Origin of the sequence: Rhizobium sp. YTU87027 (genome assembly GCF_050644135.1) — a bacterium.
Taxonomy (GTDB): domain Bacteria; phylum Pseudomonadota; class Alphaproteobacteria; order Rhizobiales; family Rhizobiaceae; genus Rhizobium.
On sequence record NZ_CP098440.1, the window covers coordinates 2,135,133 to 2,148,762 of the forward strand.

The following is a 13,630-nucleotide window of genomic DNA, read 5'->3' on the forward strand; positions in this document are numbered from 1 at the left end:
CGAGATGACGCCTTAGGCCTTGCATTCAGGAGCAAGCTGGCTAAAAAGCGCGGCTATCAGCAGGAAATAGGCGGACCAAGATGAAGGTTTTCGCAGGCAATTCGAACCGGCATCTCGCCGAAGCGATCTGCAGCTATCTCAATGTGCCCTTGGGCAAAGCCAGCGTCAGAAGATTTGCCGACCAGGAAATCTTCGTCGAAATCCAGGAAAACGTCCGTGGCGAGGACGTGTTCGTCGTTCAGTCGACGTCCTTCCCGACGAACGATCACCTCATGGAATTGCTTATCATGATCGATGCGATGCGCCGCTCGTCCGCACGCCGCATCACCGCCGTCCTTCCCTATTTCGGCTATGCTCGTCAGGATCGCCGTGCCTCCGGGCGTACGCCGATCTCGGCCAAGCTTGTCGCGAACCTGATCACGGAAGCCGGCGCCGATCGCGTGCTGACCCTCGATTTGCACGCAGGACAGATTCAGGGCTTCTTCGATATCCCGACGGATAACCTCTACGCCATCCCGGTCCTGACCCGCGATATCAAGGCCAACTACGACATCAGCAACGTCATGGTCGTTTCGCCAGATGTCGGCGGCGTCGTTCGTGCGCGCGCGCTCGCCAAACGCCTCGACTGTCTGCTGGCGATCGTGGACAAGCGCCGCGACCGTCCGGGTGAATCCGAAGTCATGAACATCATCGGCGAAGTTGAAGGCAAGGATTGCCTGCTGATCGACGACATCGTCGATTCCGGCGGCACGCTCTGCAACGCCGCTGACGCGCTGCTTGCCCAGGGCGCCGCGAGCGTCACCGCCTATATTACCCACGGGGTTCTTTCAGGCGGTGCGGTTACCCGCATCACCTCCTCGAAGCTGCGCGAACTCGTTATCACCGACTCCATCCAGCCGACGACCGCTGTCCAGTCAGCCCACAACGTCCGTGTTGTAAGTACGGCGAGCCTGATTGGTGAGGCGATCAACCGGACCAGCCAGGAAGAATCGGTTTCCAGCCTGTTCGACTGAAGCGTCCCGAAATTCTCAACGGCCGCAGAGGTTTGATCTTCCCCGAAAATGCAACTTGCGCTAGGATTTGAAAAGAAATCCACGTGGGGGAAGAATAATGACGCTCGCCGGATTCCTGTCGCTGCGAAAGTTCGCCCTATTGGCGCTCATCCCGCTTCTTTCCGCCTGCGTCGACGTCGGGCCCAGTTATTCGCGTCCGCCGCCTCGCCCACCATCGCATCCGTCGCCTCTCCCGCCGAGGCCGCAGATGTGTACCATGGAATACGCTCCGGTTTGCGGCCAGCGTGGGGCGCGTGTCCAGACCTTCTCCAATGCGTGCGAGGCCCGCGCAGCGAACTTCACGGTGATCGGCCGCGGCCAGTGCCGCCGACAGCCCGGCATAACAATCCGCCCGCAGCCTCCCGCACCGCCGCGACCCGGTGGTATCTGCACACGCGAATACCGGCCGGTATGCGGCCAGCGTGGTCAGCAGATGCGGACCTTCCCGAATGCCTGCGAAGCTGGCAACAGCGGCTTCCGGATCATCGCCCAAGGTCAATGCCGCCGCTGATTTCAGCAGCGGCTAACCTATTCGATTCAAGCAGCCGCATTACGCAGCCATATGGGATGCGGCTGACATAACTTCTTGGGGTGCTGGCACTCCGAACATGTGCCGTCCCTCATCTGGAACTTCGGTAAAGCACCAGCGAACGACGCCGTCGCGGTCGAGCAGGAATTCGCCGACCAGTTGCCCCTCACCCGTTGCAATCATGCGCTTGTCATCGTCGGTGAATTCATAGCCGTCAGCCTTGTCGAGATAGTCGACAGCTGCCATCGGAGCCATCGGCTCAGGCAGATCAGGCAGGTCGACGCGCATCGCGGTGAGTGTGTCGAGGCTCACCTTGTAAGGCCATGCCGTTTCTGATTGCGTGAACTCGATGTTCGGAAGCCCGAAGGCTCGATGCGATATTCGGTCGGGATCAGATGCAGCCAAGACGTTTGGCAGGGGGTGATAACGGAAATAAAGGCGCGCCCGGTCGATGGGCGTATTGACGATCGTCAGGCTCTCGATGCCCTTCTGCTGGAGGTCGCCGGCAAGGCTTGCCATCGCAGCGATCTGCCGCCGGCAAAAAGGACAGTGGAGCCCGCGAAACAGGCCGACCAGCACAGGTTTCTGCCCTCGGAAGTCATCGATCGAAATTTTGCCCTGACGCGTGATTGCATCGAGAACGACGTTTGGCGCGCGATCGCCGGGCTGCAGTGGTCTTTCGCTTTGACTTTCGGGCATGACACCCTCCCTCGCTTGCGCATCGGCGGAAAGCCGAGCAGAAGAAAAAATAGCGAAAACTCAGCACTTTACCTGCCGGCATTGAATCAATCCAGGAAGGGCAGCACGACGAGTGCGTCGGGATCGAGCCCATGCCTGACGCAAACGTCTTGGGCGAGTGAAAAGTATCGCTCGGCCTCGGCCATGTCGTCCTTTTCAAGGTTCAACGTCGCGAGCCCATCATAGCACGGAAAGAGGAGCTGCGGTTCGCCGATTTCACGCGCGAGCTGAAGCGCTTCCTCATAATAGTTCCACGCGAGGTCTGGTTGGCCATGACATTGATGGATCTGTCCGAGCACGATGAGCGGCACCGCCAAGTGATCGCGCTGGTCCAGCGCCCGATCGATCTCGATCGCTCTCTCCGCCGCCGGGACTCCCTCCTTGGCGCAATTGTCCGTGAAGGTGCAGCAGGCGACAGCGAGATTGGCAAAAAGACGAGCCTGAAAGCCGAGATCGGAAATCCGCGTGGCGACCTCCAGGCCTTGGCGGCACACATCGATGGCGCGTGCCGGATCGACGATCGTGTAGAGCACTCCAAGATTGGAATAGGCGCGGCAGGCAGCGCTCAGCAATCCGGCCGCCTCGGCCACCTCCAGGCTTCGCTCGACCTCGTGTACCGCGTCGCGATGCCGCCCCAACCGTGCCAGTGCTACGCCCTTCGTATTCAGCGCTTCCGCACGCACCTGCGCGGACTCAGACGCAGCGGAACCTGCCTCGTCGATCGCCGCTGTATCGAGGCAGGATAGCGCATCATCGGCCCAGCGTGCCGCCGCGCTTTGATCGCCCATTCGGAAGGCAAGATGCCCACGCTCCTGAAGAAGATGGGCAAGCTCAATCGGCGCATTGCTCTCGCCGAGCAGCGAAGCTGCCTGGGCATAGTCGGCATCGGCAAGATCCCTTCTGCCGGCGGCGAGATTGAGACGGCCAAGCTTTCGAAGGATCCGTGCCGCACCGGGCCGATCGCCGACCCTCCTTAAGGTCGCCAATACGCGCCCATAGTGTTCACGTGCTATGTCCCGCTCTCCCGCCGGCCCGCATAGATCGGCGAACCGCTCAGAAAGGGCAAGCAATTGCGAACTGGCCTGCGGATTTTCCGAAATCGCCGCAAGCGCTTCGCGGTAGAGACGCATCGCATCGTCATTGGCGTAGGTCTTGCGGGCCAAATCGCCCGCAGCCATGAGATATTGCACACCCTCGCTCGTCTCACCCGCCCGGCAGTAGTGACGGCCGAGCTGTGCAATGTCCTCGAGCCGATCTGGTATTCCATGATGCATCCGCTTGATCGCCGCGCCGATGCGTGCATGCAACTGCTTGCGACGCTGTAGCAAGAGATTGCCATAGATGGCATCGTGCAATAGCTGTTGCGGAAAGCGATAGGAGGTCGCCTTGGTCGCAGCAGCGCCGGGCATCTCCTCGACGATCTCCGCCTGGCAGAGATAGTCCAGCCCATGCTCAACGCGGGCAGCGTCCGACGCGACAGCACGAAGCAGCGCGGGATCGAAGCGTGGGCCGATGACGGCAGCTTCCTGCGCCAAGCGCTTGATTTCAGGCGGCAAACGGTCAACGCGCGCAAGCAGCATCGCCTGCAGGCTCATCGGTATCTCGGTCCCCATTTCAGCGCCCGCAACACGCCAAGCTCCACCATCGGAACGCAGCACGCCTGTCTCGATCAAGGCACGAACGATCTCCTCGATGAAAAGAGGATTGCCGCCCGCGCGTGCGAGAATGCGAGAACGCGTCTTTGCAGGCACAGAGCTGTCCCTGCCGAATAACTGGGCCAGCAGCGCCTCGCCGTCCTGAACCGGGAGCGGCGCGAGTCGCATGAGCGTGTGGTTGATCCGGCTTGACTCCAGGCCCTCGCCCTCCGCAACCGACCGCCCTGTCGTCAGCATCATCAGGCGCGTTCGCTCCAGTCTGTCCAACACGAAACGAAGCGCCTCAATCGACGCGGCGTCCGCCCAGTGAAGATCCTCCACGACAAGCAGCAGCGGGCTGAGCGACAGGCGTCGCTCGAAGAGGGTACGGGTGGCGTAAAAGATCTGCCGCCGAAGTTGCTCCGGCTCGACATGGCGCAGCGCTCCTTCGGGATCGCCCAGGCCAAGGACGTAGGATAAAAGCGGCGTCAGACCGGCGACCTCGGTCTCGCTAAAACCAAGATCAATCAATCCTGATACCAGCAGTTCCGCAGTCCGGGCTGCCGTTTCCCGCTCGGCTATTCCATAAGCGCTGCGCAGAACGGCTGCGAGTGTACCGTATGACTGCTCGCCAAGCGGCGAACAGACAGCGCGGCGCACGACAACGTCACGAAATCGCTCTCCCTCAGAGACCGTCTTCAGGAACTCCCTGACCAGCCTTGACTTGCCGATGCCGGCCTCGCCGATGAGTTGGACGAGTTGCGCACTTCCGCCACAGGCAAGATCGAGGCAATCGGACATTCGCGACAACTCCGCGTCACGCCCGATGAGTTCGGCGTGTAGTCCGAGGCTCTCCAGTCCGCGCGCCGCATGGGGTGTCTCCATCCGCCCGAGGAGACGATGCACCTGCACATTGCCCGTCTTCCCTCGAAGCGTCAACGAGCCGAGATTTTCGAAGGCGAATGCATGCCGCGTCAGGCGCCAGGTTACCGGCCCGACGAGAATCTCACCGGGCCCTGCCATGGTTTGCAGTCGCTGGGCCGTGTTCACCGTGTCGCCGGTCACTGAATAGGAACGCGCTGCCGCAGCCCCGAAGCCACCGCTGACCACCGGTCCGGTATTGATGCCGACATGCAGCTGCAGCGGATCACCACCGGCCAGATCCAGCCATTTGGCGCCAAGACGTTCGGCGCCCGCGATCATGTCGAGCGCTGCGCAAAGCGCACGATCGGGATCATCCTCATGTGCCGTCGGCGCACCGAACAACGCAAGCAGCGCGTCGCCGACGAACTTGTCGACAAAGCCGCCGTAGGCTTCTACCGCGCGCGTCAACTCTTCGAACAGCTCGTTCTGCAGGGAGCGCATCAGTTCGGGGTCGGTTCTCTCACTGAGAGCGGTAAAGCCACAGAGGTCAGCAAATAGAACAGTCAGGGGACGCCGGTCGGCCACATCGTCCAGTGGCGACGGAGGCGTGACCGGCTGCGGCGCCTCAGCTGGAGCAGCAGAGCTCTCGGCCCGACCGAGGGCATTTCCACACTTCGGGCAAAACGCGAAATCGGGCTGGCAAGCCGCTCCGCAGGACGCGCACAGAACAGGTTGTCTTGCGCCGCACTTGGGACAGAACGCAAAACTGCTTTCGATCGCAAAACCACAGGCGGCACAATTCATCGGGCCTGCCTCTCGGAAGCGTATCGCCCTCACCTGAGCAAACGCTTAGAAAGACAGCATGAACCTGCCTGGGGCGCCCTGCAAGAGCCCCGCACCTAGAGTTGCAACAGGCTCAGTCCGCACCCTTGATGACCTGGCCGTTGATCGTGACGGATCCGTTGCGAGCAACGCTGATATCCCAGCGCTGACGCCCATCCGGATCGGTCTTCGCAAAGCCCTTCGCCATCATCAGGCTGAACGAAACTTGATTGAGATCGGAGTTGGTCTTCGCAAGCTCCTGAACGGCAGCGATGGTCTTGTCCAGATCCCGCGCCAGAACGGTGACATCCATGGAATAATCCTTGGACGTGTCGATCCGCCCGCGGACCTTGCCGGAAATCTCGGCATCATACACGCTCGACACCGCGCTGATTTTCGGGAAATCCATGACCAGTTCACCGCCCTTGAAGAGCCGCTCGGCCGCTTTCTTGCCGCTGTCCTCCGATGCGGTGCCGCCGGCGAAGTCAACTTTGAGAAACTCGTCGCCAAAGGCCGCGAAATCCATATCGGCAATGGCGAACTTCAGCTGGAATTCCTGCGGCACGAACGCCGAGTAGGCCGCAGGAACGATGGGGCTCGCGAAGCTGATCTCTTCCGCCGTCACACCGACTCCGAACCGCGTGGCGTTGGTCGGACCGTCGAGCGTGACCTCGTAACCGACGTTCTTCGCACCGCCGTTTCCTGCAGCGCTCGACACTGTCAAGTTGTTGAAGCCAATCGTTTCGTTGAAGCTCGTGAGCAACGGGAACGCATCGCGAAGCATCGCCTTCAACTTGTCGCTGTCCGCCGTGGCAAGCTTCTTTTCGTCCGCGTGGTCAATCGCGAACATGATGATGTCGCGAACCTTGTTTGCAGGCAGGCCGTTCACCGCCGCCGCGAAGTCAAATGCGTCAGCGCGAATTTCGACCGGCGGCACCTCTTGGCTACTGATCTTCTCGAGGAACCCTGTAGCGGAACCGCTGGTGGCAAAGTTCGTTGTGCCAGCCGCGGCCCCCTCCGATGACGTCACCTTGTACTTCATGCCGTCAAAGCTGGCGTTGACCTCCTCGGTTTCGGTCTTCGACGAAAAGTTCACGGCGTTCGTGGAGAAATCACCCGAGCGGAAATAGCTAATCGCCGGGTCGAAGATACCGCTGAACACGAAGGCATCGATAGCGTAGGTAAAATCCGTCTTCGCCTGTCCCGGCGCCTTGAAGTTGCCGGAAACATTGAGGGAGTTGTTCCCCTCCACGCTCCATAGACCGGTGTCTAGCGGTGTCGCGAACATCGACCACGGCGTCAAGCCGGTGATCGCCAAACTGCCCGGATCGACTTTCTTCAGGAGCTTCGCAAGATCGTAGATAATCTCGTAGCGAGTCCCTGCCGGATTCACGGTCACGAAGCCTTCTTTCGCGACGCTCCTCGGCAGCAGCTTCGTCAGGCTCTCTTCAACTTTCTTTGCCCCTGCCTGGTTGACGTCGGCCGCATAGGCCGCGGATGCCAGACCGATTGCGATCGTGCTCGTTGCCGCAATGAGATTGAGCCGCATAACCTGAATTCCTCCGCCACCTGCGTTTTGCGAGCATGTGAGGTTTCCGGGCGGCGGATGTCAAGCTGTGTTACAGCGCAGCGGTCAGGCCGCGGCGTCGGTTTCCACCGCAACTGACGAGCGATCCGCGTTCTCGACTACACCTGTTCCGTCGGCATTGACGAAAGCCTCGATGTCGGGACGTGGCACCGGCCTTCCGAAAAGGAAGCCTTGTACCTGCAGGCAGCCTTCGCGGCGAAGGAAATCAACATGCTCCTCCCGCTCCACGCCCTCGGCGAGAACCGGAATATTTAGGCTCTGCGCAAGAATGAGCGTCGAGCGAACGATCGCAGCCGACTGCTTGTTGGTGACGACGCCATCGACGAAGGCACGATCGATCTTGATCTTATCGAAGGGGAAACTCTGGAGCGTCGACAGCGAGGAATATCCGGTGCCGTAGTCGTCCATTGCCACCTTGACGCAGGCAGATCACGGTTGCGAAGATCAGATGCGGCCAGCTTTGTTCGGCAACAATGCAGGTAAGAAGACGAGGCATCGGAGGGACCAGGTTGCGTTTTGGCCTTCATAGCAACGCCGACATTTTGTATTACTTAATCTCGCGGGAAATCCAGCTGTATGGTTAAGCTTTCGCGATCCGCTTCAACCTCCGGAATCGTTCGAGCGACACCGCTCGCCGGCAGCTTGTTTGGAATCGTGGCCCCTTATCGATGACAGGCACCAGCTTGCCTTTCCGTCACATCTATACTATAGCGCACGCGTCCGCGCAGACACCCTTGGAGGCAACGCGGATGAGGATGGGGTAACCCGCCTCCAGTTCCGCGGCAAGCATAAGCCTCCGCGGGGCTCTCCAAATAACCTCGGAAGGAAAAGTCATGAGCCACGAAAGCTACGAGCTCAAGGCCGAGGCGCGCGAACGGGTTGGTAAGGGGTCCGCCCGTGAACTTCGCCGCAACGGTTTGATTCCCGCTGTCATCTATGGTGACAAGCAGGCCCCCATTTCTATCGCTCTCAGCACCAATGAGGTGACGAAGCGCATTCACGCAGGTGGCTTCATGACCACCATCGCGACCATCGAAGTCGACGGCAAGAAGTACAAGGTTCTGCCGAAGGACTATCAGCTCGATCCGGTCCGCGACTTCACGATGCACGTGGACTTCCTGCGCGTTTCCGGCAACACCCAGGTTACCGTTGAAATCCCGGTTCACTTCGTCAACGAAGAGAAGTCCCAGGGCCTCAAGGCTGGCGGCGTTCTGAACATCGTTCGTCACGAAATCGAAGTTCATTGCCCGGCCGATGCAATCCCGGAATTCTTCAACATTGACCTCAGCGGCAAGAAGATCGGCGACAGCATCCATATCTCCGACCTCACCCTGCCGAAGGGTGTAGCGCCGGTTATCGCCGACCGCGACTTCACGATCGCAACGATCATCGCCCCGGCCGGCGGCGTTGACGAGACGGTTGCGGAAGAAGGCGAAGCAGAAGCCTGATCGCTTCCATAATTTGTAAAGCATAGGGCCCGCTTTCTTGCGAAAGCGGGCCCTTTTCGTTGGCGGTAGGGAGCCCGTTTCAGCAACATTTAATACATTTCGTGAAACCATGCCGGTACGTTTTTGAAGACCCGCGGGCGTAGAAAATCGTGGATGCAAAGTGCGGCTGGGAGCAAACGGAACAATGAACAATTCCGTTGAAAATCGTTTTTTGGCAATTATTTGCGGAGCATTGCTGCTCTTCGTCGCCCCACTGTTCGTCCTTTTTCTTTTTCTTTCCTCTGAGCGCGCAGACAAGGAAATACGTGACCACATCTCGGTTCTTCTTGTCGCCAATTCTCAGGCGCTCGCAAAGCCGCTCTGGGACCTTGACGACGACAGCGTGACCCAGATCAGCGCGACGATCGTTTCGCAGGGCGCCATCGTCAAGGTTCAGGTCCGCGACCAGTCGGGGCAGCTCGACGTCACACAGTCGACTATACCGAAGTCGTTTAACGGCAGCCTCGTCCAGGTGTCGCGCGCGATCATATACAACACCATCGACGGCCCGAAAAATCTGGGCACCATTTCCGTGTTCTATCCGGCGCTCGGTCTCTTCTCCGGCCTCAAGCACGAAGAAGTCGTCTTCATGTCGATCTTCATCTTCGCCGTGCTTGCCGTATTCAGCGCTGCCTTGATCGGCAATCGTATCTTCATCATCCGGCCGCTGATGCGCTTGACGGCCGCGGTCGAGGCCACGCGCCAACTCGGATCACGGCAACACGTGAACTGGCAGTCTAACGACGAGATGGGCCGCCTCGCCCGTGGCTTCAACGAGATGCAGTCGAAGCTCGAAAGCGAGGAACGCGAATTGAAGCTCGCGCATCGCCGTGCCGTCGACATCTACGACCTGACCCCCGCCATGCTCTTCTCCCTTGACGAGGACGATCGCATTACCGCCGTCAGCGACTACTGGCTCGTCGCGACCGGCTACGACCGACCGCGCGTGATCGGCCGCCGGTTCGCCGACCTCGTCGCTACAGATACGCGCGAAGCCTTCCTCAAGCGCAAGAACGATCTCGAGGGCGGCCCCGCAGTCGATGTCACGGTCAAGTTCATCTGCGCCGACGGTAACATTATGGATGTGCTCATCCTGGAATCGACGGCGGCGACCGCGGGTTATGATCGGCTCTCGCTGTCGGTTATGACCGATGTCACCGAGCTCAAAGCCTCCGAGGCCCGCAACCACCAACAGGCCATCAGGGACCATCTGACCGGCCTGCTGAACCGTCAGGGATTCGAGTCAGTGCTCGACACAAAAATTCAGGAGGCGGATGCGGCAGGCCAGGAACTCGCCTGCCTGTTTATCGATCTCGATCGCTTCAAATGGATCAACGACAATCTCGGCCATGCCGAGGGCGACAGGGCCCTTCGTGAGTTTGTCGACCGGTTGAAGATGCACCTGGCACCATCCGATCAAGCGGCCCGCCTGGGCGGCGACGAATTCGCCATCCTTCTCCCGGCAAAGGATGCCACCCGCCGGGCAAGCGCGATGGCCGAGCAGATTGCCTCCATCTTCATCGAGCCGTTCGGTCCGGACCTGCAAATGAGCGCCAGCGTCGGTATCGCCATTTACCCGCTCCATGCTGCGAATGCATCCGAGCTGCTGCAGAAATCCGACATGGCCATGTACGCAAAGAAGCGTGACGGCAAGAACGGTGCGCAGCTCTTCGACAACAGCATGATGGACCGTACTCGGGCCCGCGCCGAAATCGAGACCTACATTGAGGCCGGCCTCGCCGAGGACTGGTTCGACGCCTACCTGCAGCCGATCGTCAATCTGAACGGCCGCTGCATCGCGGGTTTCGAGGCCCTGATGCGCCTCAACCATCCGCAAAAGGGCTTGATGGCACCGGCGGAAATCATCCATGTCGCCGAGGAAACAGCGAAGATTATTCGAGTCGGCAACGTCATCATGGAGAAGGCGATCGCCCATCTTGCCGCCATTTCCAGGTTACCGGGAATGCAGGATAGCTATCTCGCCATCAACTTCTCTCCCTTGCAGTTCGAAGACGCCCTGCCCGCGCGTCTGGCGGCACTGCTTGGCCGCCACGGCATTCGCCCTCAACGCATCGTTGTGGAGATCACCGAGGCGGTGCTGATGCATAACAATCCGCAAATCCACACTGTTGTCACCGAGATGCGCCGTTTCGGCTGCAGAATTGCCCTCGATGACTTCGGTACCGGCTATTCCTCACTGAGCTATCTCAATCGCTTTCCGGTCGACATCATCAAGGTCGACCAGTCGTTCACCCAGTCGATCAACGACACAAATGATGATGTCCGCGAAAAGAGCCGCACGCTGGTGGAAAGCATCACGACGCTATCCCACAAGATGGGCTGCACTGTCATCGCCGAAGGCATCGAGACCGAGGATGAATGCCAGACGCTTCACGAAATGGGCCTCGACTTCGGCCAAGGATATCTGTTCCACCGCCCACAGCATGCCGCGGCTTTGATCGAGCGTTTGTCCGCAGCGGAACAGCCTATCGCGCGGGCCTCTTGAACACAGGGAAGAAGGTCAACACGATGAAGAGACTGCTGCTTTCCATTCTGTTGGGTCTCGCTGCCTCGACCCATGCCATTGCAGCCGCCGTCACACTCGCGACGGAGGAATATCCTCCCTTCAGCTACCGCGACGGGAAAGCAATCAAAGGCGCCTCGGTCGAGCAAGTCGAAAAGGTGATGAAGGACGCCGGCATTGAATACAAAATCGAGATGATGCCTTGGGCGCGAGCCTACGCCCTCGCCCAAAACACGCCTTTGGGCTGCGTCTTCACGACCGCGCATAATGCGAAACGCGATCCGATGTTCAAATGGGTCGAACCACTACTGGTCGATCGCAACATCCTCATTACCAAGAAGGGCTCCGGCGTGACAGCCAAGGATCTCGAGGAAGCCAAGAAATACACGGTCGGTACCCAGCGCGAAGACTACACCGAGATGACGCTGAAGGAGGACGGCTTCACCAAGCTCGACATCGCCACCGACTTCAACGCCACACTGCGCAAGCTACTCAACGGTCGCATCGACATGATGCCGATCTCCGAGATCTACTTCGGCAAGCTCAAGGCGGAACAGCCCTTGGAGATGGTTACGATACTCTCCACCCAGCCGATGGGGATAGCCTGCGAGAAGAACTTCCCAAGCGATCTGCTGACCAAGATGCAAGCCGCACTGGACAAGCTGATTGCCGATGGCACGCAGAAGGCCATCTTCACCAAATATGGCCTGAGCTCCGCGGACTGATTTTTCTGCGGCTGCGGCCACTTCGCCTTGACTTTGACGCCGTTTCGCGATGGTGAACGGATAAAGCACATTGCAAGGAATGAACGAGCCATGCTGATCATCGCGGGTCTCGGTAATCCCGGCGGCAAATACGCCGGAAACCGCCACAACATCGGCTTCATGGCCGTCGATGCCATTTACCGTCGCCATAATTTTTCGCCTTGGTCGAAGAAGTTCAAGGCTGAGATTGCCGAGGGCGAGATAGCAGGCGAGAAGGTGCTGCTCATCAAGCCCCAGACCTACATGAACCTCTCGGGCGAAGCCGTCGGCGAGGCCATGCGTTTTTACAAACTGCAGCCCGCCGACCTCGTTGCGATCTATGACGAACTCGACTTGCCCTCCGGCAAGGCCCGCCTCAAGACAGGCGGCGGCCACGGCGGCCACAACGGCATCAAGTCGCTGGACGCTCATTGCGGCAAGGAATATCGCCGGCTGCGACTTGGCATCGGTCACCCCGGTGTCAAGGAACTTGTGCAGCATCACGTTCTCAGCGACTTCGCAAAGGCCGACCAGGCCTGGCTTGAACCGCTGCTAGATGCGCTTGCCGACAATGCCGACATGCTGGTTCGCAAGCAAGATTCCCAGCTGATGAACAAGCTGGCCCTTGCGCTCGGAGGCAAGGTCGAAGAGGAGAAGCCGAAGCCGGAGAAGAAGGCGGCGGCAAAGTCCCATATCCACCAGGCCCGCAATCACAATCAGCCAAAGCTGCCTGCAACTGGGCCAATGGCTGAAATGCTGAAGAAAATGTTCGGCAACAAGGGCGACTGAACCATGTCTGCCGGCGAACTCGTCATCCGCGCCGCCGAGATTGGCGATCTGCCGGGCGTGCTTGCCCTTTACCATGAGCTCAACCCAAGTGATCCGGTCATGGACCGCGCGTTTGCCGAAGAACGGTTTGAAGCGATCCTCGCACAGCCTGGCATGACGATTTTCCTCGGCGTGGCGGGTCGAGCCCCCGCGTCGTCGGTGACGCTGGTCATCGTCCCCAATCTGACCCGGCATGGCGCGTCTTATGCACTGATCGAGAACGTTGTTACTGCTGCCGATCACCGGCAGCGTGGCTACGGACGGGCCTTGATCCTGCATGCCATCGAAACTGCATGGAAGGCCGGCTGCTACAAGGTGATGCTCCTTACCGGCTCGAAGGATCCGGCAACGCTGCGTTTCTACGAGAACTGCGGCTTCAGACAGGACAAGACCGGCTACCAGATCCGACGACCGGCTGACGACTAAGCTCAAGCAGCCCGAGCCTGAAAAGAAGGAGAAAGCTAGGAAGCCTGGTTAGAGAACGCCAAGCTATTCCTCCGGCTCCGCCGTCAGCATCAGGGGAAAGCCGGCCTCCTTGGCATAATCCATCGCCTCCTTGACCTTGGTCTCGGCGATATCTTTCGTACAGACCACGACGACGCTCGATCCCATCTTGTGCGCTGTCATCATCACACGATAGCCAACCTCCTCACTCATGCGGAAGACAGCCTTGAGGATCATCACGACGAATTCGCGCGGCGTGTAATCGTCGTTGAACAGGATGACCTTATAGAGCTTCGGCCGATCCAGCTTCGGTTTCGACTTTGTCTTCGGTTTAAGGGCAATATCGTTGTCACTCATCGGAAACCCACCGTTGATGA

At 59.5% G+C, this 13,630-nt stretch carries 11 protein-coding genes and 1 pseudogene; 7 read left to right on the forward strand and 5 right to left on the reverse strand.

Translation table 11 applies throughout. The features are described 5' to 3' along the window. Positions 1–80: 80 nt before the first annotated feature. Positions 81–1,013 (forward strand): ribose-phosphate pyrophosphokinase, encoded by a 933-nt coding sequence (locus NBG89_RS10705; RefSeq protein ID WP_431319941.1) that lies wholly within the window; start codon positions 81–83, stop codon positions 1,011–1,013. Between the two features lie 256 nt (positions 1,014–1,269). Next, positions 1,270–1,563: a Kazal-type serine protease inhibitor domain-containing protein gene (locus NBG89_RS10710; protein WP_431319942.1), complete on the forward strand. Its 294-nt coding sequence runs from the start codon at positions 1,270–1,272 to the stop codon at positions 1,561–1,563. A gap of 39 nt (positions 1,564–1,602) precedes the next feature. On the opposite strand, the gene NBG89_RS10715 is transcribed toward NBG89_RS10710, so the two are convergent. From NBG89_RS10715 to NBG89_RS10730, 4 genes and pseudogenes are all read right to left on the reverse strand, one after another. Next, positions 1,603–2,280 carry a peroxiredoxin-like family protein gene (locus NBG89_RS10715; RefSeq protein ID WP_088695332.1) on the reverse strand — a complete coding sequence of 226 codons (678 nt, stop codon included), beginning with the start codon at positions 2,278–2,280 and terminating at the stop codon, positions 1,603–1,605. 86 nt (positions 2,281–2,366) lie between these two features. Continuing rightward, on the reverse strand, positions 2,367–5,621 hold the full coding sequence (locus NBG89_RS10720; RefSeq protein WP_431319943.1) for an adenylate/guanylate cyclase domain-containing protein: 3,255 nt from the start codon (positions 5,619–5,621) through the stop codon (positions 2,367–2,369). A 112-nt stretch (positions 5,622–5,733) separates the two neighbouring features. Then, complete coding sequence (locus tag NBG89_RS10725) at positions 5,734–7,188, reverse strand: hypothetical protein (protein ID WP_431319944.1); 1,455 nt, start codon at positions 7,186–7,188, stop codon at positions 5,734–5,736. 84 nt (positions 7,189–7,272) lie between these two features. Further along, positions 7,273–7,647, reverse strand: a pseudogene (locus tag NBG89_RS10730) (EAL domain-containing protein); the annotation flags it as partial. 413 nt (positions 7,648–8,060) lie between these two features. Between NBG89_RS10730 and NBG89_RS10735 the strand changes: the two are divergent. The 5 genes from NBG89_RS10735 to NBG89_RS10755 all read left to right on the forward strand — a co-directional run bounded on the left by NBG89_RS10735 (position 8,061) and on the right by NBG89_RS10755 (position 13,235). Next, complete coding sequence (locus NBG89_RS10735) at positions 8,061–8,675, forward strand: 50S ribosomal protein L25/general stress protein Ctc (RefSeq protein ID WP_431319945.1); 615 nt, start codon at positions 8,061–8,063, stop codon at positions 8,673–8,675. 184 nt (positions 8,676–8,859) lie between these two features. Further along, the gene (locus NBG89_RS10740) at positions 8,860–11,220 is read left to right on the forward strand and encodes an EAL domain-containing protein (protein ID WP_431319946.1); all 2,361 of its coding nucleotides are present in this window, start codon (positions 8,860–8,862) and stop codon (positions 11,218–11,220) included. Positions 11,221–11,243: 23 nt separating this feature from the next. Then, the gene (locus NBG89_RS10745) at positions 11,244–11,963 is read left to right on the forward strand and encodes a substrate-binding periplasmic protein (RefSeq protein ID WP_431319947.1); all 720 of its coding nucleotides are present in this window, start codon (positions 11,244–11,246) and stop codon (positions 11,961–11,963) included. A 90-nt stretch (positions 11,964–12,053) separates the two neighbouring features. Beyond that, entirely contained in the window at positions 12,054–12,770 is a 717-nt protein-coding gene (gene pth / locus NBG89_RS10750) for an aminoacyl-tRNA hydrolase (protein WP_431319948.1), read from the forward strand. Positions 12,771–12,773: 3 nt separating this feature from the next. Then, the gene (locus NBG89_RS10755; protein WP_431319949.1) at positions 12,774–13,235 is read left to right on the forward strand and encodes a GNAT family N-acetyltransferase; all 462 of its coding nucleotides are present in this window, start codon (positions 12,774–12,776) and stop codon (positions 13,233–13,235) included. Between the two features lie 63 nt (positions 13,236–13,298). On the opposite strand, the gene clpS is transcribed toward NBG89_RS10755, so the two are convergent. Continuing rightward, the gene (gene clpS, locus NBG89_RS10760; RefSeq protein ID WP_088695416.1) at positions 13,299–13,610 is read right to left on the reverse strand and encodes an ATP-dependent Clp protease adapter ClpS; all 312 of its coding nucleotides are present in this window, start codon (positions 13,608–13,610) and stop codon (positions 13,299–13,301) included. Between the last annotated feature and the right edge of the window lie 20 nt (positions 13,611–13,630).